Source organism: Pseudomonas sp. FP1740 (genome assembly GCF_030687165.1).
GTDB lineage: Bacteria > Pseudomonadota > Gammaproteobacteria > Pseudomonadales > Pseudomonadaceae > Aquipseudomonas.
Genome location: NZ_CP117461.1, coordinates 5970914 through 5997388, shown reverse-complemented (window position 1 = coordinate 5997388; position 26475 = coordinate 5970914). Strand labels below are relative to the sequence as shown.

Genomic DNA, 26475 nt, shown 5'->3' with positions numbered 1-26475 from the left:
GGAGAGAACAATAAATGTTGAGATCCCTGAAATTCACCGCCCTGGTCGTCGGCATGATGGGCGCGGCGCACGCGATGGCGGCTGGCCCGGACCTGACCGTGGTGTCCTTTGGCGGGGCGAACAAGGCGGCGCAGGTCAAAGCCTTCTACGCACCATGGGAAGCGGCGGGCCACGGCAAAATCGTCGCTGGCGAATACAACGGCGAAATGGCCAAGGTCAAAGCCATGGTCGACACCAAGAGCGTGTCCTGGGACCTGGTGGAAGTTGAATCGCCGGAACTGTCCCGTGGTTGCGACGAAGACATGTTCGAGCAGCTTGATCCGAAGCTGTTCGGCAAGTCTGAAGACTACGTCAAAGGCGCTATCCAGCCGTGCGGCGTGGGCTTCTTCGTGTGGTCGACCGTGCTGGCCTACAACGCCGACAAGCTGAAAACCGCTCCGACCAGTTGGGCTGATTTCTGGGACACCAAGAAATTCCCGGGCAAGCGCGGCCTGCGCAAAGGCGCCAAGTACACCCTGGAATTCGCACTGATGGCTGACGGCGTTGCGCCGAAAGACGTCTACAAAGTGCTGGCCGGCAAAGATGGCCAGGACCGCGCGTTCAAGAAACTCGATGAACTCAAGCCAAGCATCCAGTGGTGGGAAGCCGGCGCACAGCCGCCGCAATACCTCGCCTCCGGTGACGTGGTCATGAGCTCGGCCTACAACGGCCGGATCGCCGCGGTACAAAAAGAAAGCAACCTGAAAGTGGTGTGGAACGGCGGCATCTACGACTTCGACGCATGGGCCATTCCAAAAGGTCTGGACAAGACCCGTGCCGAAGCTGCGAAGAAGTTCATCGCCTTCTCGGTACAGCCGCAACAGCAGAAGACCTACTCGGAAAACATCGCCTACGGCCCGGCCAACACCCAGGCAGTGCCATTGCTGTCCAAGGATGTCTTGAAAGACATGCCAACCACCCCGGAAAACATCGCCAACCAGGTGCAGATCGACGTCAGCTTCTGGGCTGACAACGGCGAGCAACTGGAGCAGCGCTTCAATTCCTGGGCAGCGAAGTAACCAGAGGGCTAGCCCTCTTGTGAGGGCGAGCCGTTGTGGTGAGGGGGCTTGCCCCCGTTGGGTCGCGAAGCGACCCTAAAACCTGCAACCGCGATGTATCAGGTACACCGGATGCAATGGTTTCACGGCTGCTTCGCAGCCGAACGGGGGCAAGCCCCCTCGCCACAATTTCGCTCCCCCTTATCGATTGATCAAAGATTTCCGGAGTACGCCATGGCTATCGCCGTTCCCGTGAACGCGGGCACCGACCCCACCCTGAAGCAGCGGCTAAAGCACGCCGAGCGAATCAACCGCTGGAAAGCACAAGCCTTGATCGCGCCGTTGGTGCTGTTTCTGTTGCTGGTGTTCCTGGTGCCGATCGTGGCGCTGCTCTACAAAAGCGTCGGTAACCCGGAAGTGGTCGGCGTCATGCCACGCACCGTGGCAGCCATCGCCAGTTGGGATGGCCGAGGCCTGCCGGCAGAGCCTGTGTATAAGGCCGCCAGCGAAGACCTCGCCGAAGCCCGCAAGAATCAGACCTTGGGTGATTTGTCCAAGCGCTTGAACATGGAGTTGGCCGGCTACCGCAGCCTGCTGACCAAAACCGCGCGCGCCTTGCCGTTCGCCACGGAGCCTGCTTCTTATAAAGAAGCGCTGGAAGGACTCGACGAGCGCTGGGGCGATCCGGCCTATTGGCAGGTCGTGCGCCGCAACACCAGTGGCGTGACGCCTTACTACCTGCTGGCCGCCGTCGATCACCGTATCGACGACCTCGGCGAACTGGCCCGGGCCACTCCCGATCAGGCGATCTACCTCGACATCTTTGCCCGGACCTTCTGGATGGGCTTGATCATTACCATGATCTGCCTGGTGCTGGCCTATCCGCTGGCCTACCTGCTGGCGAACCTGCCCTCGCGGCAAAGCAACCTGCTGATGATTCTGGTGCTGTTGCCGTTCTGGACCTCGATTCTGGTGCGGGTCGCCGCATGGATCGTGTTGCTGCAATCGGGCGGCTTGATCAACAGCGGCCTGATGGCCATGGGCGTCATCGATAAGCCGCTGGAGCTGGTGTTCAACCGCACCGGGGTCTACATCTCGATGGTGCACATCCTGCTGCCGTTCATGATTCTGCCGATCTACAGCGTGATGAAAGGTATCTCGCCGACTTACATGCGTGCGGCGATTTCCCTGGGCTGCCACCCGTTCGCCAGTTTCTGGCGGGTGTACTTCCCGCAGACCTATGCCGGTGTTGGCGCCGGTTGCCTGTTGGTGTTCATCCTCGCCATCGGCTACTACATCACCCCGGCGTTGCTGGGCAGCCCGAACGATCAGATGGTCAGTTACTTCGTCGCCTTCTACACCAACACCAGCATCAACTGGGGCATGGCGACCGCGCTCGGTGGACTGTTGCTGCTGGCGACCGTGGTGCTTTATCTGATTTACAGCTGGCTGGTGGGCGCCAGTCGCCTGCGCCTGAGCTAAGGGGAGAGTGAAATGCTGAGTCCTTATATGTCGCCCATCGAACGGGTGTGGTTCTACAGCTTGCGGATTCTCTGCGGCTTGATTTTGTTGTTCCTGATCTTGCCGGTGCTGGTGATCATTCCGCTGTCGTTCAACTCAGGGAGTTTTCTGGTCTACCCGCTGCAAGGCTTCTCGCTGCACTGGTATCAGGACTTTTTTGCCTCGGCGGAATGGATGCGTTCGTTGAAGAACAGCATGATCGTGGCTCCGGCAGCGACCGTGCTGGCGATGATCTTCGGTACGCTGGCGGCGATCGGCCTGACCCGTGGCGACTTCCCGGGCAAGGCGCTGGTGATGGCGCTGGTGATTTCGCCGATGGTGGTGCCGGTGGTGATCATTGGTGTGGCCAGTTACCTGACCTTCGCGCCACTGGGGTTCGGCAACAGCTATACCTCGTTGATCGTGGTGCACGCCGTGCTGGGCGTGCCGTTCGTGATCATCACGGTATCGGCGACCTTGCAGGGGTTCAACCAGAACCTGGTGCGGGCCGCGGCCAGCCTGGGGGCTTCGCCGCTGACGACGTTCCGCCGGGTGACCTTGCCGTTGATTGCGCCAGGGGTGATTTCCGGTGCGCTGTTTGCCTTCGCTACCTCGTTCGATGAAGTGGTGGTGACGCTGTTCCTCGCCGGCCCCGAACAAGCGACCTTGCCTCGGCAGATGTTCAGCGGCATCCGCGAAAACCTCAGCCCGACGATTGCCGCTGCCGCGACGCTGCTGATCGCATTCTCGGTGATCCTGTTGCTGACCCTGGAATGGCTGCGTGGGCGCAGCGAAAAACTGCGCACCGCCCAAGCCTGACGCCAACTGTGATCGTTCCCGCGCGAGTGTGGGAACGATCGACAGAAGCACCTCGATCATTCACCAACTTAATAGCAGACAAACCCCAATCCCCAGCTACTATTGTGCCCAGCTCCCCTATCTATAAGAGGCTGCGCACATGAGTCTTTCCTCTTTCAAAATCGCTCACAAACTGATCACCGGCGCGGGTGCCATCGAGCAACTGGCGGCCGAGCTCACACGTCTGGACATCGATAACCCGCTGATCGTCACCGATGCCGCGCTGGTCAAGTCCGGCACGGTGGAGCTGGCGCTGGCGCAGCTGGGCGAGCGCAGTTATGAGATTTTCGACCGGGTGTTGCCGGACCCGGAAATCGCCATCGTCGAAGATTGCATGCGGGTTTACCGTGAGGGTGGGCATGACGGGCTGATCGGCCTCGGCGGCGGCAGTGCCATCGACATCGCCAAGAGTGTTGCCGCCTATGCCGGTTATCACGGCGCGCTGGAGGATTTGTTCGGCATCGATCAGGTGCCGCGCAAAGGCCCGCCGCTGATCGCCATCCCGACCACCGCCGGCACCGGTTCGGAAGTGACCAACGTGGCCATCCTCTCCGACAAGGTCGCGCAGCTGAAGATGGGCATTATCAGCGATTACCTGTTGCCGGACGTGGCGCTGGTCAGCCCGCAAATGACCCTGACCTGCCCGCGCAGTGTCACCGCCGCCAGTGGCGTCGATGCGCTGGTGCACGCCATCGAGTCCTACCTGTCGCTCAACGCCTCGCCCATCACCGATGCCTTGGCCATTGGCGCGATCAAGCTGATTACCAAGGCGCTGCCCAAGGCTTACGCCAATCCCGCCCACCTGCAAGCCCGAGAAGACATGGCCACCGCCAGCCTGATGGCCGGCATGGCGTTCGGCAATGCCGGGGTCGGTGCGGTGCATGCGTTGGCGTATCCGCTGGGTGGGCGTTTCAATATTGCCCATGGTGTCAGCAATGCCTTGCTGCTGCCGTATGTCATGACCTGGAACAAGATGGCCTGCGTGGAACGCATGCAGGATATTGCCGAGGCCATGGGGGTGAAGACCGCTCATCTGAGCGCCAGTGAGGCGGCGGACAAAGCCGTGGAGGCGATGACCGAGCTGTGCGCCGCCGTGGAGATCCCGCGAGGTCTGCGCAGTTTCGGGGTCCCCGAGGAGGCGATCCCGGCCATGGCCGTGGAAGCCGCCGGCACCGAACGCCTGATGCGCAACAATCCGCGCAAGTTGAGCGCCACCGATATCGAGAAGATCTACCGAGCGGCCTACTAGGACTTGCCCCAATCATCGCAGCACGGTGCGCGCGTCAAAGCATGAGGTATACAATGCGCGCCATCGTGATTCTGCTCAAAAAAGGTGCGTCATGCAGCCCTTCGTTATTGCTCCGTCGATTCTCTCCGCCGACTTCGCCCGCCTGGGCGAGGAAGTGGACAACGTCCTGGCCGCCGGCGCCGACTTCGTGCACTTCGATGTCATGGACAACCACTACGTGCCGAACCTGACCATCGGCCCGATGGTCTGCTCCGCGCTGCGCAAGTACGGCGTGACCGCGCCGATCGACGCGCACCTGATGGTCAGCCCGGTGGACCGCATCGTCGGTGACTTCATCGAGGCCGGTGCGACCTACATCACCTTCCACCCGGAAGCCACGCTGCACGTCGACCGTTCCCTGCAACTGATCCGCGAAGGCGGCTGCAAGGCGGGTCTGGTGTTCAATCCGGCGACCCCGCTGGACGTGCTCAAGTACGTGATGGACAAGGTCGACATGATCCTGCTGATGAGCGTCAACCCGGGCTTCGGCGGGCAGAAGTTCATCCCGGCCACCCTCGACAAGCTGCGTGAGGCGCGGGCGCTGATCGATGCTTCCGGGCGTGACATTCGCCTGGAAATCGACGGCGGGGTGAACGTGAACAACATTCGCGAAATCGCCGCTGCCGGCGCCGACACTTTCGTGGCCGGCTCGGCGATCTTCAATGCGCCGAACTACCAGGAAGTGATTGAAAAAATGCGCTCCGAACTGGCGCTGGCTCGCCCATGAGCGGTTTTGAGCAGCTGTTCCCGGGGCGTCTGCCGCGGCTGGTGATGTTCGATCTGGATGGCACGCTGGTCGATTCGGTCCCTGACCTCGCGGCGGCTGTGGATAACATGCTGCTCAAACTCGGGCGTAACCCGGTCGGCATCGGACCGGTGCGTGAGTGGGTCGGCAACGGCGCGCCGGTGCTGGTGCGCCGTGCACTGGCTGGCGGCATCGATCATTCGTCGGTCGATGATGGCGAAGCCGAAGGTGCACTGCAGATTTTCATGGAGGCCTACGGTGAGGGGCATGAGCAGACCGTGGTCTATCCCGGTGTGCGCGACACCCTGAAATGGCTGAACAAGCAGGGCGTGGCGATGGCGCTGATCACCAACAAGCCGGAGCGCTTCGTCGCGCCGCTGCTGGATCAGATGAAAATCGGCCGTTACTTCAAATGGATTATCGGCGGCGACACTCTGCCACAACAGAAACCCGACCCGGCCGCGCTGTTTTTCGTGATGAAAATGGCCAACATTCCGGCGTCGCAATCGTTGTTCGTCGGCGACTCGCGCAGCGATGTGCTGGCGGCGAAAGCGGCGGGGGTCAAATGCGTGGCCCTCAGTTACGGTTATAACCACGGTCGGCCGATTGCCGAAGAGTCGCCGGCGCTGGTGATCGATGATCTGCGCAAACTAATTCCCGGTTGCCTGGATCCGGCCGCTGAGATAACGTTGCCCGACGCTGTTCAACCCCCTGCTGGAAACGCCATCGTGGTGGTCACTCGCAAACTCTGGATGAAAGTCATCAAGGCCCTGGCCCGCTGGCGTTGGCGCGCCTGACTTGTTCCTGGCCGGCGTACCGGCGCGTTTGCATACCTGACCGTTAGACCCTCAAGCCACGAGGCACCTCATGATCCGCGAAGAATTCCTGCGTTTGGCCGCTGCCGGCTACAACCGCATCCCGCTTGCCTGCGAAACCCTGGCCGACTTCGACACGCCGCTGTCGATCTACCTGAAACTGGCCGACGAGCCGAACTCCTATCTGCTGGAGTCGGTGCAGGGCGGCGAGAAGTGGGGCCGTTATTCGATCATCGGCCTGCCGTGCCGCACCGTATTGCGGGTTCACGATCACCACGTCAGTGTGACCCACGACGGTGTCGAGATCGAAAGCCACGACGTTGAAGACCCGCTGGCCTTCGTCGAAGCCTTCAAGGCGCGCTATAACGTGCCGACCATTGCCGGTCTGCCGCGTTTCAACGGCGGTCTGGTGGGTTACTTCGGTTACGACTGCGTCCGTTATGTGGAGAAGCGTCTGGGCAAATGTCCGAACCCGGATCCGCTGGGCGTGCCGGACATTCTGCTGATGGTGTCCGATGCGGTGGTGGTGTTCGACAACCTCGCCGGCAAGATGCACGCGATTGTCCTGGCCGATCCTTCGCAGGAAGATGCCTTCGAGCAAGGTCAGGCGCGTCTGCAAGCGCTGCTGGAACAACTCCGTCAGCCGATCACTCCGCGCCGTGGCCTGGACTTCAGCAAGCAGCAATCGGCCGATCCGGTGTTCCGTTCGAGTTTCACCCAGGGCGATTACGAAAAAGCCGTCGACACCATCAAGGAATACATCCTGGCCGGTGACTGCATGCAGGTCGTGCCGTCCCAGCGCATGTCGATCGACTTCAAGGCTGCGCCTATCGACCTGTACCGGGCGCTGCGCTGCTTCAACCCGACGCCTTACATGTATTTCTTCAACTTCGGCGACTTCCACGTCGTCGGCAGTTCGCCGGAAGTGCTGGTGCGGGTCGAAGACAACCTGATCACCGTGCGCCCGATTGCCGGCACTCGCCCACGCGGGGCCAACGAAGAGGCGGACCTGGCCCTGGAAAAAGACCTGCTGTCCGATGACAAGGAAATCGCCGAGCACTTGATGCTGATCGATCTGGGGCGCAACGATACCGGGCGGGTTTCGGAAATCGGTTCGGTGAAACTCACCGAGAAGATGGTCATCGAGCGTTATTCCAACGTGATGCACATCGTGTCCAACGTCACCGGCCAATTGAAGGCCGGGCTGACAGCGATGGACGCACTGCGGGCGATCCTGCCGGCCGGCACCTTGTCTGGCGCACCGAAGATTCGCGCGATGGAAATCATCGACGAGCTGGAACCGGTCAAGCGGGGCGTCTACGGCGGCGCAGTCGGTTACTTCGCCTGGAACGGCAACATGGACACCGCAATTGCGATCCGCACCGCGGTGATCAAGAACGGCGAACTGCACGTACAGGCCGGTGGCGGCATCGTCGCCGACTCGGTGCCAGCGCTGGAATGGGAAGAAACCCTGAACAAGCGTCGTGCGATGTTCCGCGCCGTGGCCCTGGCCGAACAGACTCCGGACGCCTGAGCTTCCACAGGTATCTCATCAGAATAAAAAACGCGGCGCCTGTGAGGCGCCGCGTTTTTTTTGCCTGACTTTTGCTGGATCAGAAGTCCAAGGCAACCCCAACATTAATGCCTTGCTGGGTGAAGTCATCATCCTTGCGAATGTCATAACTGGCCCGCAATGCCAGGTCCTTGGTGAGGTTGTGGCTCACGCCCAGGTTCAAGCGGTTCAGGTTGGTCTGCGGGGTGTAGCCGGCCAGGGTGTAGTGGTTGTTCGGCAGGCTGTTGAGGTTCATGGTCACATTCTGGGTGTCGTCATTGTACTCGCGCTCGTGGGCCAGTTCGCCAAACACTTGGGTTTGCGAGGTGATCTGGTACTTGCCCTGGATCCCGAGGCCAAGACGCCGGGAAATGCGTGACTGGTCGTCAAATGTCAGCGCGGTGGAGTCGGCGCTGTTTTCCGAGTAACCGTCTACTTCTACCTTGGCGAAATCAGCGCTCACGAATGGCGACAAGTGCCACGGGCTGCTCGCCTCTGGCGCGATGTCATAACCCAGGCGGCCGCTGATGGCGACCAGGTAACCGTCGGTGTCGCCTTTCTCCCCGCGTTCATTGACCCCCAACTGGAATTTGCGTTTGAGACTGTCGTAGTCCAGATGCCCGGCCGTCAGTGCCGCGTCACCCCAAAAGCGATTCTGCTGGTATTGGGCGAAAGCGGTGCCCATGTAGGTGTTGAGTTTGTAATCCGAATCGTTATCGCCGGCTTCGAGTTTCTGGTTATAGAAGCCCGCCGCCAAGCCAACGCGCCATGCGTCATTGAGCCGATAGCTGCCACCGATGTTCAGGTTGGCGCCATTGCCGTCAGCACTGGCGCCGCTGCGCTGGCTGTCGAAGTCCTGATGCTGGCCACCACCGGCGACAATCGCCCGCCATTGGCCCACGCCTTGCCAGTTTTCCCAATCGGCCAGCCACTGGTTGCGCAGCTCATCCTGATGAGAACGCAAAGTGCCCTGGGCCATTTGTGGCAGCAGGGTTGCTTCCCATGGTGCGGACAGCAGCGAGTATGCGTAATCGGCAATCAGGCGCTGCCCGGCTTCGGTCGGGTGCACCGAGTCGTTATAGATCAGCTTGGTCGGGTCGGGGGTGGCGCTGTTGATGCCGTATCGAGTGTTCTCGGTGCAACTGTTGCCGCTGAAACAGGTGGCGCTCAGGTTCTGGTCGGTGGCGAGGCCGAACTGGCCAGGGTTGGCGAACGTCTCTTTGAGCAATACCGGAATGTTCAGCGGGATGATGTTGGCGTTAATGCTCTGCAGTTGGCTGACCAGTTCGCTGTTGAACTGAGAGCTGAGCTGGGACGTGAAGGCCTGCAATGGTGTGCCGTTGAAAGCCGGGGTAAAGCCGATGTCCGGCAGCAGCCACACCATGATGTAGCGGGCACCGGCCTGTTGCAGGGTCTGCGCGCTACTGGCCAGGCGATCGGCGGCGGCGCTGGCCTCGGGAAGGCTGGTCACACGCCCCTGAAGGAAGTCATTGCCACCACCCGAGAGGTAATACAGTGCATTCGGGTCGGCGCGGAAGTTATTCGACGGCAGGTAGCCTGCGCGGGTGCGTTCGCCCGTGGCGGAGGTGCTGGTGATCGAATCGAGGATCTGGTCGGTACGATAACCGCCGACAGCCCAGTTGTTGCCATCGGGCAGGCCTTCGCTGGCGCGTACCGCCGAGGACGATGACGCGGTCTGATCCGGCGAGAACCCCAGTTTCCCCCCAAGGACCTGCGTGGCGTTGAGCGAACGGACTTCGCCGCTGCCATCCAGATAAACCGGGCCCGTGCGGTTGGTAAAGCGCTGCGTCGCCCCGGCGGGTCCGCCGGTATCGGCAAATGTGCCGGCGTCATTGAGGCTGTCGCCGAAGACGATGAAATTGGTGTAGGGATTAGGCGCGGCGTTCGCCTGGGCGCAGGCCATGGCGAGCAAGCATCCGGCGAGCGGTACAAACAACGTCTGTTTGATCATGAGCAAGTCCGTTTATTTATTGTTGTAGTGAGAACGAGACGACAGTACCAAAAACTTTCGGCCTTTTGCCATCTGTCGCTAACCCTTCAATTGTTTCGCGAGCTCTCGCTCCGGCCATATTGCACGCTCTGTCCAGCTAAGTTACTGTGCCCAGACGTATGAATGAGACCTTCCCCGTGTTGATCGTCAGCAAACTTCTGGATCAAGTCATCAAGGCACACGCCCGTTGGCGTTGGCGCGCCTGAATCTTTTCTGCCGGCCTGGCCGGACCTGTACCGCTTTGCCTTCTTTACCTGTATGAAATGCCGCTTTGCTGGCGCCACTCCAGCACCTGTCAAAGCGCAGCGCACTGCGGGTAAATCATTCGAAGGCCGTATTAAAAGTCAGTGAATTCAAGAGGTTCTTAACGCCATGTTGCTGATGATCGATAACTACGACTCTTTTACTTACAACGTTGTGCAATACCTCGGCGAGCTGGGCTCCGAGGTCAAAGTCGTGCGCAACGATGAACTCACCATCGCCGAAATCGAAGCCCTCAAGCCTGAGCGCATCGTCGTGTCTCCCGGTCCTTGCACCCCGACCGAAGCTGGTATTTCCATCGAAGCGATCAAATACTTCGCCGGCAAGCTGCCGATTCTTGGCGTTTGCCTGGGTCACCAATCCATCGGCCAGGCGTTTGGTGGCGATGTGGTCCGTGCCCGCCAAGTCATGCATGGTAAGACTAGCCCGGTATTTCACGAGGACAAGGGCGTATTCAAAGGGTTGAATCGTCCGTTGACGGTCACCCGCTACCATTCGCTGATCGTCAAGCGCGAAACCCTGCCCGATTGCCTGGAGCTGACTGCCTGGACCCAGCTCGAAGATGGCTCGGTGGATGAGATCATGGGCCTGCGTCACAAGACGCTGAACATCGAGGGTGTGCAATTCCACCCCGAGTCTATCCTCACCGAACAGGGACACGAGCTGTTCGCCAACTTCCTCAAACAAACTGGCGGCACGCGCTAAGGACTTTCCATGGATATCAAGACAGCCCTGAGCCGTATCGTCGGCCACCTCGACCTCAGTACCGATGAAATGCGTGATGTCATGCGTGAAATCATGACCGGGCAATGCACGGATGCGCAGATCGGCGCGTTCATGATGGCCATGCGCATGAAGAGCGAAAGCATCGACGAGATCGTCGGCGCCGTGACGGCGATGCGCGAGTTGGCGGACAAAGTCGAACTCAACACCCTCGACGGCGTGGTCGATGTGGTCGGCACCGGCGGTGACGGCGCGAACATTTTCAACGTTTCGACCGCTTCTTCGTTTGTGGTCGCGGCGGCCGGTTGCACCGTGGCCAAGCACGGTAACCGTGCGGTATCGGGTAAAAGCGGCAGCGCCGATTTGCTGGAAGCAGCCGGTATCTACCTCAACCTGAACCCGGTTCAGGTGGCACGCTGCATCGACAACGTCGGCATCGGTTTCATGTTTGCCCAGACCCATCACAGCGCCATGAAGCACGCCGCCGGCCCGCGCCGCGAGCTGGGCTTGCGCACCTTGTTCAACATGCTCGGCCCGCTTACGAATCCGGCCGGTGTGAAACATCAGGTGGTGGGTGTGTTCAGTCAGGCGTTGTGCCGGCCATTGGCCGAAGTCTTGCAGCGCCTGGGCAGCAAACACGTGTTGGTGGTGCACTCGAAGGATGGCCTGGACGAATTCAGCCTGGCGGCCCCGACCTTTGTCGCGGAGTTGAAGAATGACCAGATCACCGAGTATTGGGTCGAGCCCGAAGACCTCGGCATGAAGAGTCAGAGCCTGCACGGCCTGTCGGTGGAAAGCCCGGCGGCTTCCCTGGAACTGATTCGCGATGCCTTGGGCAAGCGCAAGACCGAGAACGGTCAGAAAGCCGCCGAGATGATCGTGCTCAATGCCGGTGCCGCGCTGTACGCAGCCGACCATGCCAGCAGTTTGAAAGAAGGCGTTGCCCTGGCGCACGATGCGCTGCACACAGGCCTCGCTCGGGAAAAACTTGAGGAGTTGGGTGCATTTACCGCGGTATTCAAAGTGGAGAATGAGGGATGAGTGTACCGACGGTTCTGGAAAAAATTCTGGCCCGCAAAGTCCAGGAAGTCGCCGAGCGTAGCGCTCGTGTGAGCCTGGCAGAGCTGGAAAACCTGGCCAAGGCGGCCGATGCACCCCGTGGTTTCGCCAAGGCATTGATCGATCAGGCCAAGAAGAAACAGCCGGCGGTGATTGCTGAAATCAAGAAAGCTTCGCCAAGCAAGGGCGTGATTCGCGAGAACTTCGTGCCTGCGGACATTGCCAGGAGTTACGAGAAGGGCGGGGCTACTTGCCTGTCGGTGCTCACCGACATCGACTATTTCCAGGGTGCGGATGCGTATCTGCAACAAGCCCGGGGGGCGTGCAAGCTGCCGGTGATCCGTAAAGACTTCATGATCGATCCGTACCAGATCATCGAGTCCCGCGCCCTGGGCGCTGATTGCGTGCTGTTGATCGTCTCCGCACTGGATGACGTGAAAATGGCCGAGCTGGCGGCCGTGGCCAAAAGTGTCGGCCTCGATGTGCTGGTGGAAGTCCACGATGGCGACGAGCTGGAGCGGGCCTTGAAAACCCTCGACACGCCGCTGGTGGGCGTGAACAACCGCAACCTGCACACCTTCGAGGTCAGCCTGGAAACCACCCTCGACCTGTTGCCGCGTATTCCGCGCAATCGTCTGGTGGTCACCGAGAGTGGCATTCTTAACCGCGCCGATGTCGAACTGATGGAAATCAGCGACGTGTATGCGTTCCTGGTCGGCGAAGCGTTCATGCGCGCCGAAAGCCCGGGTACTGAACTGCAACGCCTGTTCTTTCCCGAGCGTGGTGTTCCAGTGAGCGGCTCTACGCTCGACTGAACACATTTTCGCAGGCAACCCGATCCCTTGTGGGAGCGGGCTTGCCCGCGAAGAGGCCATCAAGCACCCCAAAGACTTCAGGTCTTACGGAGTCATCCATGTCCCAGCCAACCTCTCTGACCATCGAAGCCGGCCTGCTCGCCGAACAGGACCTGTTGGCCCATGTGTGCACCGGTGATTCGGAGTTCGGCCTGCTGTTCTGGCAACCCACGGACCGGGCATTGGTCATGCCGCGGCGCTTGAATCGCTTACCGGGTTTCGAGGCGGCGTGCGAGATATCAGCCGCTGCCGGTTGGCCGGTACTGCTGCGCGAAACTGGTGGCGAGCCGGTGCCGCAATCGGCATCGACCCTCAACATCGCGCTGGTCTACGCGCCACCGCGTAGCGAGGGTGACCAGAATCGGATCGAAACCGGCTATCGCCGGCTCTGCGACCCGATTTGCCAGCTGCTTGACGAGTTGGGCGGTGTGTCGTCCCTGGGCGAAATTGAGGGCGCGTTCTGCGACGGCCGTTTCAACGTCAACCTCGATGGGCGCAAGATGGTCGGTACCGCTCAGCGCTGGCGGCAGAGCAAGGGCGGTCAGCGTCCGGTCGGGCTGGTGCACGGGGCGATGCTGATCGATAACGAGCGAGAGTCTATGGTCGCGGCGGTCAATCGTTTCAACGAAGCCTGCGGTCTGGAACAGCGGGTTCGCGCAGAAAGCCACATTGCCCTGCATGAAAAATTTGCCGCTCCTGATGCACTGGAACGGCTCGATGCGTTGTATCGCAAAATGCTGGCAGAAGTGCTCGGGGCTTAAGTGTTCCAGGCTTCGGTTTTCAGAGCCTAGCGCGTACCGAAGACCACCATGGTCTTGCCTTTGACGTCGACCAGGTTGCGTTCTTCCAGATCCTTGAGCACGCGGCCGACCATCTCACGGGAACAACCGACAATCCGGCCGATCTCCTGGCGGGTCACCTTGATCTGCATGCCATCCGGGTGGGTCATGGCGTCTGGCTGCTTGCACAGCTCCAGCAGGCAGCGCGCCACGCGGCCGGTCACGTCGAAGAACGCCAGGTCGCCGACCTTGCGCGTGGTATTGCGCAGGCGTTGTGCGATTTGTCCACTGAGCACGTAAAGAATGTCTGGATCCTGTTGAGACAACTCGCGGAATTTCGCGTAGCTGATTTCCGCGACTTCGCATTCGACTTTGGCGCGAACCCAGGCGCTGCGCTCCTGTTCCAGCCCGGCTTGCTCGAACAGACCCAGTTCGCCGAAGAAGTCGCCGGAGTTGAGATAGGCAATGATCATTTCACGGCCGTCGTCATCCTCGATCAGGATGGTCACCGAACCCTTGATGATGAAGAACAACGTGTCCGAGCGGTCGCCGGCACAAATGATGTTGCTCTTGGCGGCATAGCGACGGCGCTGGCAGTGCATCAACAGTTTGTCGAGGTTCTTGATTTTGGATATGGGGGTAATAGCAACCATGGTTGTATCCCGAAAAGACTGCACGGTATGTTTGTTTTTTGTAGGGGGCTGGTGAAGCCTGGGTTTTTTGTTCGCTACAAAGCTGGCTAAGCGCCAGTGAATTGGCGTCAGCTTAACAGACACATTCCTTCAAGATTCGAGAATTTACCTACGACGCATACGGTTATGTCCTAGGAAGGCGAAGCGCTGCCAATCAAGGGCCCTGTGCTAAGCTGGCGACCCTTTTTTATACAGTGGAGTCTTGGCGATGAAGGCACGCATCCAATGGGCAGGCGAAGCCATGTTCCTCGGTGAATCCGGCAGCGGTCATGTCGTGGTCATGGACGGTCCGCCCGATGCCGGCGGTCGTAACCTGGGTGTCCGGCCGATGGAAATGCTCCTGCTGGGTGTTGGCGGTTGCAGCAATTTCGATGTGGTCAGCATCCTCAAGAAGTCGCGTCAGGCCGTCGAAAGCTGCGAAGCCTTCCTCGAAGCCGAGCGTGCGACCGAAGATCCGAAGGTGTTCACCAAGATCCACATGCACTTCGTGGTCAAGGGCCGCGGGCTGAAAGAAGCCCAGGTCAAGCGCGCCATCGAGCTGTCGGCCGAGAAGTACTGCTCGGCCTCGATCATGCTCGGCGCGGCTGGCGTGGCGATTACCCATGACTACGAGATTATCGAGCTCGGTTGAATCGACATTCAACTATCATAAAAGCGGTGCAGACTCTGGTGATCCATAGCTGACGTCTGCATAATGCGCCACTTTTTTCAGGGCAGTGATCGGTCACCCGACAGGTCGCTTGCCTGAACAGACAACCAAAATCGCCATCGCGAAGAGGTGTTAACCGTCCTACGCAGGTGCGTCGTTCGCATCTGACGGGCATGCTTGATCACGCGGCCAGCCCGCAATACATAGAGAGTTTTTAACGGTGAAAAGCAAACTCAAGCTCCACGGGTTCAATAACCTGACAAAGACCTTGAGCTTCAACATCTATGACATCTGCTACGCGGAAACCCCGCAAGACCAGCAGGCTTACGTCGAGTACATCAATAAAGAGTACAACGCCAAGCGCCTGACGCAGATCCTCACAGAAGTTGTCGATATCATTGGTGCCAATATCCTGAACATTGCCAGTCAGGACTATGAACCCCAGGGCGCCAGCGTCACGATTCTGATCTCTGAAGAGCCGGTAACCCCCACCGACAGTCAGATTGAAGAGTCTCCGGGCCCGTTGCCCGAAATCATCCTGGCCCACCTCGACAAGAGCCACATCACGGTGCACACCTACCCGGAAATCCATCCGGTGGACGGTATCGCGACGTTCCGTGTGGACATCGACGTGTCGACCTGTGGCGTCATTTCACCGCTCAAAGCGCTCAACTTTCTGATTCACCAGTTCGATTCGGATATCGTGACTGTGGATTACCGCGTGCGCGGCTTCACCCGTGACGTTGAAGGCAAGAAACACTTCATCGACCACGAGATCAACTCGATCCAGAACTACCTCTCCGAAGACACCCGCGACGCGTACCAGATGACCGACGTGAACGTGTACCAGGAAAACCTGTTCCACACCAAAATGCTGCTGAAGAACTTCGAACTGGATAACTACCTGTTCGGCGACGCCACCAGCAACCTGTCCTCTGAGCAGCGTGCCCAGGTGACTGAGCGTGTGAAACACGAAATGCTCGAAATCTTCTACGCGCGCAACATGCCGAGCTGAGAGTTCCGAGTACAAAAAAAGGCGACTACCTTGCGGTAGTCGCCTTTTTTATTGCTGTTGTCCGCGAAGAGGCCCGACCAAACAACTCAATTATCAGATCCGATAGGTACTCTTGGTCATCACCTTGGCCAGCAGACTCATCCCGAACTTCACCGGTGCAGGAAAGCGGAACCCTCCAGCATCCAGCGCACTTTCGGCGTGATGTTCTTCATCAATGCGCATCTGCTCAAGGATCGCCCGGGATTTTTCGTCCTCGGCGGGCAGTTGTTCAAGGTGTTCGTTCAGGTGTTTGCAAACCTGATGCTCGGTGGCGGCAACGAAACCCAGACTGACTTTGTCGCTGATCAACCCGGCCACCGCGCCAATCCCGAACGACATTCCGTAGAACAGCGGATTGAGAATGCTGGTGTGGCTGCCCAACTGGTGGATGCGCTGTTCGCACCAGACCAGATGATCGATTTCTTCTTCGGCGGCATGTTCCATGGCAGCGCGCACTTGCGGCAACTTGGCGGTCAGGGCTTGACCTTGATACAGCGCCTGGGCACAGACTTCGCCGGTATGGTTGATGCGCATCAAACCGGCGACGTGCCGGGTGTCCTCGTCGCTCATTTGCGCATCCGGCTGCACGATGGCAGGCGACGGACGGTAGGGCTGACCACTGAAGGGCAGCAAAGTACGCATCGCGGCATCGGCTTGCAGCAGAAGACGGTCAATTGGCGAGTAGTGACGTTGGGTAGTCATGCTGACCTCCGGGAAGAATCTCGGCGGCCAGTTTAACCCAATCGGCCGGGGAGGGTTTGCGCTGGGTCATCTGTGGCGAGGGAGCTTGTTCCCGCTCGACCGCGAAGCGGTCGTAAATTCAGCCCATCGGTTCTGTCTGGAAAAACTCGATGCGTGGATTTGGGGCTGCTCTGCAACCCAGCGGGAGCAAGCGCCCTCGCCACATAAACCGGTACTGCTTGCAATCAGCCCGGAGGCCAGTGCATCTGGCGCTGACCCAGCACGTGCATATGAATGTGATAAACGGTCTGCCCGCCCAATTCATTGCAGTTCATGACCACCCGGAAACCTTCTTCACAGCCCAGTTCCAGAGCCAGACGCTGCGCGGTGAACAGAATATGCCCGGCCAGAGCCTTATCGTCCTCGGTGAGATCGTTAAGGGTGCGCACCGGTTTCTTCGGGACCACCAGGAAATGCACGGGGGCCTGTGGGGCGATGTCGTGGAAGGCCAGTACCTGGTCGTCCTCGTAAATGATCTTCGCCGGGATTTCCCGGTTGATGATCTTGGTGAACAGAGTATCCACAGCTGTTTTCTCCGTTGTTTGGCTGGCTTGAGTGTACGCATGGGCCCTGCCTGAGCCCAGTTTTTTACCTTGAAGGCTGGTCAGCGCGGGCAGTACGCCTTATTGACCATGCCCGCGATTGTCCGGGTCAGCCAGCGCGAGCCGAGCCGTGGCAAGAAGGCGAACCAGCGATTCAGGCGACCGGGGATGATAATGGCGCGATTTTTCTCCAGGGCGCGCACGGTGTAGAGCGCGACTTCCTCTGGGCTCATCAGCAATTTGCTCTCGCCCAGCTTGTCGGTGTTCAGTTGCGCGGTGCGGAAAAACGCCGTGCGGGTCGGGCCGGGGCAGAGCACTGACACCTTGACCGCGCATTTTTTCAGTTCGACGCGCAAGCCTTCGGAAAAATTCAGCACATAAGCCTTGCTGGCGTAATAAGTGCTCATCCAGGGGCCGGGATGGAACGCCGCAACCGAGGCTACGTTCAGAATCTGCCCGCCGCCCTGCAAGGCCATGCTGTTACCAATGGCATGACACAAGCGAGTGAGGGCCAGGATGTTCACTTCGATCAGGTCCTGCTCGGTCATCCAGTCCTGGGCCAGGAATGGGCCACAGGTACCGATGCCGGCGCAGTTGACCAGCAGATCGATTTGCCGCTCACCCTCCTCCAGCTCCAGCAGAAATCCGGACAGGCGCAACGGTTCACCCAGGTCACAGGCACGAAACAAAACTTCCACGCCAAAACGTTGAGTCAGTTCAATCGCAATACTTTCCAGCTGATCACGCTGTCGGGCCACCAATAGCAGGCTGCGGCCGCGCCGGGCCAGCGCTTCGGCCATTGCCAGGCCGATGCCGCTGGAAGCGCCAGTGATCAGAGCGTAACGGGTCATGCAGTTCTCCATCGCAACAGCTCCGCGCCAGCGACGCAGGTGTCACGGGCGGGGAGCGCTGTTCATTCTTTTGCAGAGTCTACAGGGGGCTGGGCCGCTTCGGCTGCATCGTCGGTTGAATCTGCTGCCGAGTCGACTTCGACGGGCGCAGCTTCGACTTCATCGGTGGTCACGGAGCTGCTTTGATAGGCGCTATCAGTGGCGCTTTCGTACTCATCCTGAATTGCCGTGAGACCTCCGGTCAGCCCGCCAACGAACATGATCGCAATAAACACCAGCCACAATGAAGCCAGTACCCTGACTGCGTTGCTGTTGGGCGGCGGCGGTGCGCCATATCGATTGGCAGTGTTGTTACCCGGCACGATCATTATCACGAACGGGAAAGCGCCCCCCACGAACGGCACAAGGTTCAACAGCCAGAGCCAGCCAGACCAGCCGATATCGTGCAGGCGCTGCACACTGAACTGAATGCTGATGAACGCGAGTATCACGATCAGAATAACGGCCAGCAGACCCGCGACAATCAGGCCGGCAGTCGAGTTGGTGCTGATGAGGCCGAAGCCGAAAATGGCCAGCACCGAGCCAATGCCCAACGTCACCAGCGTCAGAGCCATTGTCCAGGCCAGAAAGCGCAGTCGGCCGATGCGGCCACTGAAACTGAATGCCTTGAGTGTGGCGAACTCCGGCAGCGCTTCGCCGACCGTGGCGCGTGGCGGAGCGTAGGGGGAATCGGGCTCTGCCGATGGCGGTGGGCTGACGTGAACGTCGGACAGGTTCAGCTCGATCGAGGGTTCGGCTTCGATTCGGGCATCGATGCCGGTTTTCGTCAGCGCCTGAAGATAAGTTTGCGCGTCGGCGTGTGACAGTTCGCGTTTGAGCGCAACCGTCCGGCCACTGAACAGGCGTTCGATGGCTGCGACATCGCTTTTGAACAGCTCGGCGAGATTGAGCTTGGCGGTGGTGGCATCAACACCGGGCAGCAAAGCACCATCGAAGACGATCTTGAAACGGTTTTCGCTCATGGCCGAGGCATCCTTGTCGCGAGAGTTGTAATGGAAAGTGTAACAAGGGGGAGTTTAAGGCCGGCCGGGTTGGGCTGGCCAAACTTTCCTGTCAGCGTGGCCAGCGCTTGGGCAGTGCTGCCGCCAGTTCCAGCGCCTTGCGGTATTCGGTGCCGAGACGTTCGACCAGTTGGTCGACACTCGGCAGATCCTCGATTTCCCCGACACCCTGGCCCGCAGACCACACGGTTTTCCAGGCTTTGGCTTCATCGTTCAACGGCTTGAGCTTGGAGCCGAAGTCCACCTCGCCCTTGCTTTGCAGCGCCGCCATGTCGAAACCGGCGGCCTCCAGGCTCTGACGCATGAAGCTTGCCGGAACCCCAGACACCGCTGGAGTATGGACGATGTCCGCGGCTCTGGCAGTCAGGAGCATCTCCTTGTAGGCGTCAGGCGCATGACTTTCGGTGGTGCCGATAAATCGCGTACCGAAGTAGGCCAGATCCGCACCGAGCAATTGCGCGGCAAGAATCTCGTGGCCATGGTTCAGGCAGCCAGCCAGCAGCAGGGTCTTGTCGAAAAACTGGCGAATCTCGGCGATCAGCGAAAACGGGCTCCAGGTCCCGGCGTGACCACCGGCCCCCGCGGCAACGGCAATCAAACCGTCGACACCGGCTTCGACGGCTTTTTCTGCGTGGCGACGGGTCGTCACGTCGTGAAACACCAGGCCACCGTAGCTGTGCACGGCATCGACCACTTCCTTCACGGCGCCGAGGCTGGTGATCACGATCGGTACTTTGTGTTCGATGCAGATCGCCAGGTCCGCCTGCAATCGCGGATTGCTGTGGTGGACGATCAGGTTCACCGCGTAAGGGGCGGGGTTTTCCAGTGTCGCCAACCCTGCTTCGATTTCTTCCAGCCAGGCCTTGAAACCGCTGCTTTCACGCTGATTCAGCGCAGGGAAACTGCCCACCACGCCATTACGGCAGCAGGCGAGCACCAGCTCAGGGTTGGAGATCAGGAACATCGGCGCCGCCACCACCGGCAGTCGCAAGCGTTGTTCGAGCAGAGCGGGCAGCGACATTGGAAGTACCCCGGGTGAGCGTGTCTGTTGGATTTAAAACGGCCGGACGACGACCAGAATTACGATAGCCAGCAATATCAGAACCGGCACTTCATTGAACCAGCGATAAAAGACATGGCTGCGGGTGTTTTCGCCACGGGCAAAACGTTTTACCTGTGCGCCGCACATGTGGTGGTAGCCGATCAGGATCACCACCAGGGTCAGCTTGGCGTGCATCCACGCGCCCTGGCCGAAATAGGCGCTCGGGTTGAGGCTGATCAGCCAGATACCGAACACCAGGGTGGCGATCATCGCTGGCCCCATGATGCCCCGGTACAGCTTGCGCTCCATGATGCTGAAGCGTTCCTTGCTGACGGCGTCTTCGCTTTGCGCGTGATAGACGAACAGGCGCGGCAGGTAAAACAGGCCGGCAAACCAGCAGACCATGCTGATGATGTGAAGCGCTTTGAGCCACAGATAAAGCATTTTTGGTTATTCCCAGGTTCACGGTAGCCCGAATAGTAGAGAAAGTGTCCCGTCTCGGACATAACTGTTCAATTTTGACGGTGGATTTTGTCGCCATACTGCGTTGCCGCTCCTCGCCATAGCGGGCTATGACTCGTCGCGGCGCCTTGTCTGGCAACAAAATCCACTCGCCAAAACTTGAACGTATGCCCGAGACGGGACACATGAGCCGCCGCACGTCACCTTGACGGTTGTCGCAGGGCCGCGCGGCCCCTATTATCGACGGCTTTCCAGTGGGTTCGTTGAGGGCAGGTTTATGGTCAAGGTCGGTATCGTCGGCGGCACGGGTTACACCGGTGTCGAACTGCTGCGTCTGTTGGCACAGCATCCGCAGGCAGAAGTGGTGGTGATCACTTCCCGATCCGAGGCCGGCCTGGCCGTGGCCGACATGTACCCGAACCTGCGAGGCCATTACGACGGCCTGGCGTTCAGCGTTCCGGACATCAAGACCCTCGGGGCTTGCGATGTGGTGTTCTTCGCCACGCCGCACGGTGTCGCCCATGCCCTGGCGGGTGAGTTGCTGGCTGCCGGAACCAAGGTTATCGACCTGTCGGCAGACTTCCGTCTGCAGGACGCCGATGAGTGGGCCAAGTGGTACGGCCAGCCGCACGGTGCGCCGGAACTGTTGGAGGAAGCGGTCTACGGCTTGCCGGAAGTCAATCGCGAGCAGATCAAGCAGGCACGCCTGATTGCTGTACCGGGTTGCTACCCGACCGCCACGCAATTGGGTTTCCTGCCATTGCTTGAAGCCGGTCTGGCCGATACCACGCGTTTGATCGCTGACTGCAAATCCGGTGTCAGTGGTGCCGGTCGTGGCGCTTCGGTAGGTTCGCTGTACTCCGAGACGTCGGAAAGCATGAAGGCCTACGCTGTAAAAGGTCACCGTCACTTGCCGGAAATCCGCCAGGGTCTGCGTCGTGCAGCGGGCAAGGAGGTCGGCCTGACCTTCGTTCCGCACCTGACGCCGATGATTCGCGGTATTCACTCGACGCTCTACGCGACCGTCGTGGACCGCTCGGTGGATCTGCAGGCTCTGTTCGAAAAGCGTTATGCCAACGAACCGTTCGTCGACGTAATGCCAGCCGGCAGCCATCCGGAAACCCGCAGCGTGCGTGGTGCCAACGTTTGCCGTATCGCCGTGCATCGTCCGCAGGATGGTGATCTGGTGGTGGTGTTGTCGGTCATCGACAATCTGGTCAAAGGCGCGTCGGGTCAGGCTGTGCAGAACCTGAATATCCTCTTCGGTCTGGATGAGCGCCTGGGTCTTTCCCATGCGGGCATGCTGCCGTAAGGCTTTATCCCGCAATGCAAAAAGGCCCGTTGAACGGGCCTTTTTGCATTCTGGTCTGACAATTGGATTGATTGATATACCGTAACAATAGTTGACCGATTTTCTGGGAGAAGCGGATAATGCGCGTCATCACGCATTATGGCGGCGTAACGCCGGGAGATAGTCAGCATGAGCGTCGAATCCTTCACCCCCACGGCTTTGCAATTCACCCACGGTGCTGCGCACAAGGTGAAGAGCCTGGTCGATGAAGAGGGGAATGATCGCTTGAAGCTGCGCGTATTCGTTACGGGCGGCGGTTGTTCAGGGTTTCAGTACGGCTTCACCTTCGATGAAGAAGTGGCCGATGACGACACCATTGTCGAGCGCGAAGGCGTCAGCCTGGTGGTCGATCCGATGAGCTTCCAGTACCTGGCAGGTGCCGAGGTGGATTACCAGGAAGGTCTGGAAGGTTCGCGTTTCGTGATCAAAAACCCGAACGCCACCACCACGTGTGGCTGCGGCTCTTCGTTCTCGATCTGATCGCAACTCACCGCATCAACAAGCGCCGCAGGGTCTCAGGACTCTGCGGCGTTTCGCTGTCTGGGGTTAAGGTTCAGGCGGGGTAGATGGCGCCGAGGATGCGCAGGCCACGGGCGCCGGTGACGCTTGGGCGGTTGGTCGCGATACCTTCCAGGCAGCAATGAGCCAGCCAGGCAAAGGCCATGGCTTCAACCCAGTCCGGGTCGACACCATAAGCGGCAGTGCTGCTGACTTTCGCGTTCGGCAACAGGCTGGCCAACCGTTTCATCAACGTGGCGTTGTGTGCGCCACCGCCGCAGACCAGCAGCTCCCGGGTATCCGATTGAGCGCTTTGCAATGATTCGACGATGGTCTGGGCGGTCAGCTCAAGCAGGGTGGCCTGCACGTTTTCGGCAGCGAAGGTAGGCAGCTTTGACAGATGCTGCATCAGCCATGGCAGATTGAACACTTCGCGGCCGGTGCTCTTCGGGCCTTGAGTTACAAAGAACGGATCACTGAGCAGCTCATTCAACAGAGCCGGTTCAACCTTGCCGCTGGCGGCCCATTGGCCATCGCGATCGAAGTTGTCGCCGCGTTGCCGGTGAATCCAGGCATCCAGCAGGACGTTCCCCGGGCCGCAGTCAAAACCCGCGACAGGCTTGCCGGGCTCGATCAGGCTGAGGTTGCTGAACCCGCCGACGTTCAGCACCGCGCGGTTACCGGGCTGCTGTTCAAACAAGGCTTCGTGAAAGGCTGGAACCAATGGGGCGCCTTGTCCGCCAGCGGCTACGTCGCGGCTGCGGAAATCGCTGACCACGGTGATGCCGGTCAGCTCGGTGAGCAGCGCAGGGTTGCCGATCTGCACCGTGAACCCGCGTGCCGGTTCGTGGCGAATGGTCTGGCCGTGGCTGCCAATCGCGCGAATGTCGTCGGGCTTGAGGTTTTGTTGGTCGAGGAGGGTGTGAATGCCCTGTGCGGCCAGTTTCACCCAGTTTTGCTGGGCAATGGCGGAGCGGGCAATCTCGTCCGGACCGCTGGCGCACAAGCCAAGCAGCTCGGCGCGCAGGGATTCGGGCATGGGGATGTAATGCGTGGCGATCAGCTTGATCGCCGGGGCTTGCTCGATCAGCGCAATGTCCAGGCCATCAAGGCTGGTCCCGGACATCACACCTATATAGAGCGCCATGGCTCAGCGTTTGCTCGAAGCCAACAGGGTGGCTTTCTCTTGGTCCATGCGCGCCATCAGCGGTTGGCTTTGCGCAAGGAAGCGTGAGCGTTCAGCTTTGGAGATCGGATCGGCCATCGCTACCTTCTGACCCAGCGGGTCGACGTGCACACCATTGACCTGGAACTCGTAGTGCAGGTGCGGGCCGGTGGAGAGGCCGGTGGTGCCGATGTAGCCGATCACCTGACCTTGCTTGACGCTGCCGCCAGTCTTGATGCCTTTGGCGAAGCCCTGCATGTGGCCGTAAAGCGTACGGTAAGTACTGCCGTGCTGGATAATCACGGTATTGCCGTAACCGCCGCGGCGACCGGCCAACAATATCTGGCCGTCGCCGGCAGCCTTGATCGGTGTGCCGCGCGGTGCTGCGTAATCGACACCCTTGTGGGCGCGGATCTTGTTCAGGATCGGGTGCTTGCGGCCCATGGAGAATTTCGAGCTGATGCGGGCGAAGTCTACCGGAGTACGGATGAACGCCTTGCGCATGCTGTTGCCGTCAGCCGTGTAGTAGCTGCTGTTGCCTTGTTTGTTGGTGTAGCGCACAGCGGTGTAAGTCTTGCCACGGTTGGTGAAGCGTGCGGAAAGAATCGGACCGTTACCGACGGCTTTACCGTTGACGACTTTCTGTTCATAGATCACATCGAACTCGTCACCCTGGCGAATATCCTGGGCGAAGTCGACGTCATAGCCAAACACGCTGGCCATATCCATGGTCAGGCTATGGGACAAACCGGCACGGGCTGCGGATTGCGACAGCGAACTGTTGATCACGCCATGTACGTAGGCGGTGCGAACAGTGGGCTTGGCGGTAATGCGGTTGAATGTATAGCCCTTGTCGTTCTTGGTCAGGCTGATGCTTTCCGTGTCGCTGACTTTGCTGTGCAAATTGGTCAGTTGGCCGTTCGGGCCGAGTTCGAATTCGAGCTTCTGGCCATGTTTGAGCTGGCTGAACTGCTTGGCCTGCTTGTCGCTGGCCAGCACTTCATGCACCGAAGTGGCCGGAAGGCCGACTTTCTCAAACAATGTCGAGAGAGTGTCGCCTTTGGCAACGATCACTTCCCTGTGGCCTGGCGCCTTCTTTTCTTCGACGACTGGCGCGGGGGCGGCCTGGGCAGTTTCATGCGGGGCTTCGGCGCTGTTTTCGATCTGCGCGAAAGGGGAGGCTGCCGGCTCATTTGTGGCTTGGACGACGTCGGCGGCGTCTTGATCTTGTGTCAGTTGTTCTACAGGGCTTTCCAGTTCAAGACTCAGGGTCGTCTTTTTGGCTTCAACATCACTGGAAGGAAATACCAGAAGCGCCAGGCTCAGAAGGGCGGCGATACCGCTTGCTGCGAGCAGGTGGGTCTTCGGGTAAAGCGGTGGCGCTTTAGACGATTCTTTGGTCATAAGTAAATTTGACTTTGAAAAAATGAATTGGAAAAGATGAATGACATGATGAAGACGAAATAACTGTATAAAATATAACCAAATCATCTCTGAAGCAAGCCTGCGGACGCTCTGTCCGTGGATTGGTGTCCGTGCGCCGGGCAAAACTTTGTATTTGACGCCCGATCTTGTATGGTTGGTCCCCTTTGAATTCGAGTCTTGCAGGTCTGTTATGAAGTCGGTTGAAGAGCAGCTAGCGCTGATCAAACGTGGTGCAGAAGAACTGTTGGTCGAGTCCGAGCTGATCGAAAAGCTCAAACGTGGCCAGCCGCTACGTATTAAGGCAGGCTTCGATCCGACCGCGCCGGATTTGCACCTGGGTCACACCGTGCTTATTAATAAGCTGCGCCAGTTCCAGGATCTGGGCCATCAGGTGATCTTCCTTATAGGTGACTTCACCGGGATGATCGGTGATCCGAGTGGTAAGAGCGCGACACGTCCACCGCTCACTCGTGAACAGGTTCTCGAGAATGCCGAGACCTACAAGACTCAGGTCTTCAAGATTCTTGATCCGGCCAAAACCGAAGTGGCGTTCAACTCCACCTGGATGGATCAGATGGGGCCGGCTGACTTCATACGTCTGACTTCGCAATACACCGTGGCACGCATGCTCGAGCGCGACGACTTCGACAAGCGCTACACGACCAATCAGCCAATTGCCATTCACGAATTCCTCTATCCGCTGGTTCAGGGTTACGACTCGGTCGCTTTGCGCGCGGACGTCGAGCTGGGCGGTACCGATCAGAAGTTCAACCTGCTGATGGGGCGTGAACTGCAGCGTGGTTATGGTCAGGAGGCTCAATGCATTCTGACTATGCCGTTGCTCGAAGGGCTGGATGGCGTGAAGAAGATGTCCAAGTCGTTGGGCAACTATGTCGGTATCCAAGAGGCGCCGGGTGTCATGTACGGCAAGTTGGTCTCTATTCCTGATGTGCTGATGTGGCGCTACTTCGAATTGCTCAGCTTCCGCTCCATGGAAGAGATCGATGCTTTGCGGGCTGACGTCGAGGCGGGTGCGAATCCGCGTGACATCAAGATTAAGTTGGCCGAAGAGATCGTTGCGCGTTTTCATGGTGAAGAAGCTGCGGCCAATGCTCACCGTGCGGCGGGCAACCGTATGAAAGATGGCGAGCTGCCGGATGATTTGCCAGAGATCGAATTGATCGCTACCGAAGATATGCCGATCGCTGCTGTACTTAATAAGGCGGGCCTGGTGAAGAACTCTGCCGTGGCGCGTGATCTTTTAGGTTCCGGTGGTGTGCGTATAGATGGTGAAGTTGTCGATCGCGCCTTTATATACACGCTGGGTGCGACCCACGTTTGCCAGGCTGGGAAGAAGGCATTTGCGCGTATTACGCTCAAATCCGAATAAAGCTGAAATCAGGGGTTGACGGCAGATTCTGGACGTCTATAATTCGCCCCACTTCCGGCGCAGTCGAAAC

26 protein-coding genes are annotated in these 26475 nt (G+C 59.3%); 16 read left to right on the top strand and 10 right to left on the bottom strand.

Going from position 1 to position 26475, the window contains the following annotated elements:
• The first annotated feature begins 14 nt into the window (after positions 1-14).
• The 7 genes from PSH69_RS27055 to trpE all read left to right on the top strand — a co-directional run bounded on the left by PSH69_RS27055 (position 15) and on the right by trpE (position 7777).
• A complete protein-coding gene (locus tag PSH69_RS27055) occupies positions 15-1058 on the top strand; it encodes an ABC transporter substrate-binding protein (RefSeq protein ID WP_305410304.1) in 1044 nt (347 codons plus the stop codon).
• Between the two features lie 213 nt (positions 1059-1271).
• Positions 1272-2519, top strand: a complete 1248-nt coding sequence (locus PSH69_RS27050) for an ABC transporter permease (protein ID WP_018928863.1) — start codon at positions 1272-1274, stop codon at positions 2517-2519.
• Between the two features lie 12 nt (positions 2520-2531).
• The gene (locus tag PSH69_RS27045) at positions 2532-3356 is read left to right on the top strand and encodes an ABC transporter permease (protein WP_018928864.1); all 825 of its coding nucleotides are present in this window, start codon (positions 2532-2534) and stop codon (positions 3354-3356) included.
• Positions 3357-3495: 139 nt separating this feature from the next.
• On the top strand, positions 3496-4644 hold the full coding sequence (locus PSH69_RS27040; RefSeq protein ID WP_019580746.1) for an iron-containing alcohol dehydrogenase: 1149 nt from the start codon (positions 3496-3498) through the stop codon (positions 4642-4644).
• A gap of 91 nt (positions 4645-4735) precedes the next feature.
• On the top strand, positions 4736-5410 hold the full coding sequence (rpe, locus tag PSH69_RS27035; protein WP_007941649.1) for a ribulose-phosphate 3-epimerase: 675 nt from the start codon (positions 4736-4738) through the stop codon (positions 5408-5410).
• Complete coding sequence (locus tag PSH69_RS27030) at positions 5407-6225, top strand: phosphoglycolate phosphatase (RefSeq protein WP_305410303.1); 819 nt, start codon at positions 5407-5409, stop codon at positions 6223-6225. The genes rpe and PSH69_RS27030 overlap by 4 nt, the downstream gene beginning before the upstream one ends.
• Before the next feature lie 70 nt (positions 6226-6295).
• Positions 6296-7777, top strand: coding sequence for an anthranilate synthase component I (gene trpE / locus PSH69_RS27025; protein ID WP_305410302.1), 1482 nt, complete (start codon positions 6296-6298; stop codon positions 7775-7777).
• A 79-nt stretch (positions 7778-7856) separates the two neighbouring features.
• On the opposite strand, the gene estP is transcribed toward trpE, so the two are convergent.
• Positions 7857-9767 carry an esterase EstP gene (gene estP / locus PSH69_RS27020; protein WP_305410301.1) on the bottom strand — a complete coding sequence of 637 codons (1911 nt, stop codon included), beginning with the start codon at positions 9765-9767 and terminating at the stop codon, positions 7857-7859.
• Positions 9768-10178: 411 nt separating this feature from the next.
• On the opposite strand from estP, the gene PSH69_RS27015 reads away from it, so the two are divergent.
• From PSH69_RS27015 to PSH69_RS27000, 4 genes are all read left to right on the top strand, one after another.
• Positions 10179-10772 (top strand): aminodeoxychorismate/anthranilate synthase component II, encoded by a 594-nt coding sequence (locus PSH69_RS27015; protein WP_305410300.1) that lies wholly within the window; start codon positions 10179-10181, stop codon positions 10770-10772.
• Positions 10773-10781: 9 nt separating this feature from the next.
• Positions 10782-11831: an anthranilate phosphoribosyltransferase gene (trpD, locus tag PSH69_RS27010; RefSeq protein WP_305410299.1), complete on the top strand. Its 1050-nt coding sequence runs from the start codon at positions 10782-10784 to the stop codon at positions 11829-11831.
• The gene (gene trpC / locus PSH69_RS27005; protein WP_019650350.1) at positions 11828-12664 is read left to right on the top strand and encodes an indole-3-glycerol phosphate synthase TrpC; all 837 of its coding nucleotides are present in this window, start codon (positions 11828-11830) and stop codon (positions 12662-12664) included. The genes trpD and trpC overlap by 4 nt, the downstream gene beginning before the upstream one ends.
• A 98-nt stretch (positions 12665-12762) precedes the next feature.
• Positions 12763-13464: a lipoate--protein ligase family protein gene (locus PSH69_RS27000; RefSeq protein WP_305410298.1), complete on the top strand. Its 702-nt coding sequence runs from the start codon at positions 12763-12765 to the stop codon at positions 13462-13464.
• A gap of 26 nt (positions 13465-13490) precedes the next feature.
• Here the strand turns inward: PSH69_RS27000 and crp are convergent, their stop codons facing one another.
• A complete protein-coding gene (crp, locus tag PSH69_RS26995; protein WP_018928873.1) occupies positions 13491-14135 on the bottom strand; it encodes a cAMP-activated global transcriptional regulator CRP in 645 nt (214 codons plus the stop codon).
• 247 nt (positions 14136-14382) lie between these two features.
• Here crp and PSH69_RS26990 point away from each other — a divergent pair, with 247 nt between their 5' ends.
• Positions 14383-14805, top strand: coding sequence for an OsmC family protein (locus tag PSH69_RS26990; RefSeq protein WP_007941657.1), 423 nt, complete (start codon positions 14383-14385; stop codon positions 14803-14805).
• A 238-nt stretch (positions 14806-15043) separates the two neighbouring features.
• A complete protein-coding gene (gene speD, locus PSH69_RS26985) occupies positions 15044-15838 on the top strand; it encodes an adenosylmethionine decarboxylase (protein ID WP_018928874.1) in 795 nt (264 codons plus the stop codon).
• 93 nt (positions 15839-15931) lie between these two features.
• On the opposite strand, the gene coq7 is transcribed toward speD, so the two are convergent.
• From coq7 to hemJ, 6 genes are all read right to left on the bottom strand, one after another.
• Positions 15932-16579, bottom strand: a complete 648-nt coding sequence (coq7, locus tag PSH69_RS26980; protein ID WP_019580750.1) for a 2-polyprenyl-3-methyl-6-methoxy-1,4-benzoquinone monooxygenase — start codon at positions 16577-16579, stop codon at positions 15932-15934.
• A gap of 224 nt (positions 16580-16803) precedes the next feature.
• The gene (locus PSH69_RS26975; RefSeq protein ID WP_007906873.1) at positions 16804-17142 is read right to left on the bottom strand and encodes a histidine triad nucleotide-binding protein; all 339 of its coding nucleotides are present in this window, start codon (positions 17140-17142) and stop codon (positions 16804-16806) included.
• An 80-nt stretch (positions 17143-17222) separates the two neighbouring features.
• Positions 17223-18011, bottom strand: a complete 789-nt coding sequence (locus tag PSH69_RS26970) for an SDR family oxidoreductase (protein ID WP_018928876.1) — start codon at positions 18009-18011, stop codon at positions 17223-17225.
• Positions 18012-18073: 62 nt separating this feature from the next.
• A complete protein-coding gene (locus PSH69_RS26965; protein WP_018928877.1) occupies positions 18074-19033 on the bottom strand; it encodes a DUF805 domain-containing protein in 960 nt (319 codons plus the stop codon).
• Positions 19034-19124: 91 nt separating this feature from the next.
• A complete protein-coding gene (locus tag PSH69_RS26960) occupies positions 19125-20093 on the bottom strand; it encodes a nitronate monooxygenase family protein (protein WP_305410297.1) in 969 nt (322 codons plus the stop codon).
• Between the two features lie 33 nt (positions 20094-20126).
• On the bottom strand, positions 20127-20558 hold the full coding sequence (hemJ, locus tag PSH69_RS26955) for a protoporphyrinogen oxidase HemJ (RefSeq protein WP_019650354.1): 432 nt from the start codon (positions 20556-20558) through the stop codon (positions 20127-20129).
• A gap of 295 nt (positions 20559-20853) precedes the next feature.
• On the opposite strand from hemJ, the gene argC reads away from it, so the two are divergent.
• Together argC and erpA are read left to right on the top strand one after the other, a co-directional pair.
• Positions 20854-21888: an N-acetyl-gamma-glutamyl-phosphate reductase gene (gene argC, locus PSH69_RS26950; RefSeq protein ID WP_018928880.1), complete on the top strand. Its 1035-nt coding sequence runs from the start codon at positions 20854-20856 to the stop codon at positions 21886-21888.
• 168 nt (positions 21889-22056) lie between these two features.
• Positions 22057-22407: an iron-sulfur cluster insertion protein ErpA gene (gene erpA / locus PSH69_RS26945; RefSeq protein WP_007906865.1), complete on the top strand. Its 351-nt coding sequence runs from the start codon at positions 22057-22059 to the stop codon at positions 22405-22407.
• Between the two features lie 73 nt (positions 22408-22480).
• Here the strand turns inward: erpA and PSH69_RS26940 are convergent, their stop codons facing one another.
• Entirely contained in the window at positions 22481-23572 is a 1092-nt protein-coding gene (locus PSH69_RS26940; protein ID WP_305410296.1) for an anhydro-N-acetylmuramic acid kinase, read from the bottom strand.
• A gap of 3 nt (positions 23573-23575) precedes the next feature.
• On the bottom strand, positions 23576-24994 hold the full coding sequence (locus PSH69_RS26935; protein ID WP_305410295.1) for a peptidoglycan DD-metalloendopeptidase family protein: 1419 nt from the start codon (positions 24992-24994) through the stop codon (positions 23576-23578).
• Positions 24995-25205: 211 nt separating this feature from the next.
• Here PSH69_RS26935 and tyrS point away from each other — a divergent pair, with 211 nt between their 5' ends.
• Positions 25206-26405, top strand: coding sequence for a tyrosine--tRNA ligase (gene tyrS, locus PSH69_RS26930; protein WP_305410294.1), 1200 nt, complete (start codon positions 25206-25208; stop codon positions 26403-26405).
• The last annotated feature ends 70 nt before the right edge of the window (positions 26406-26475 follow it).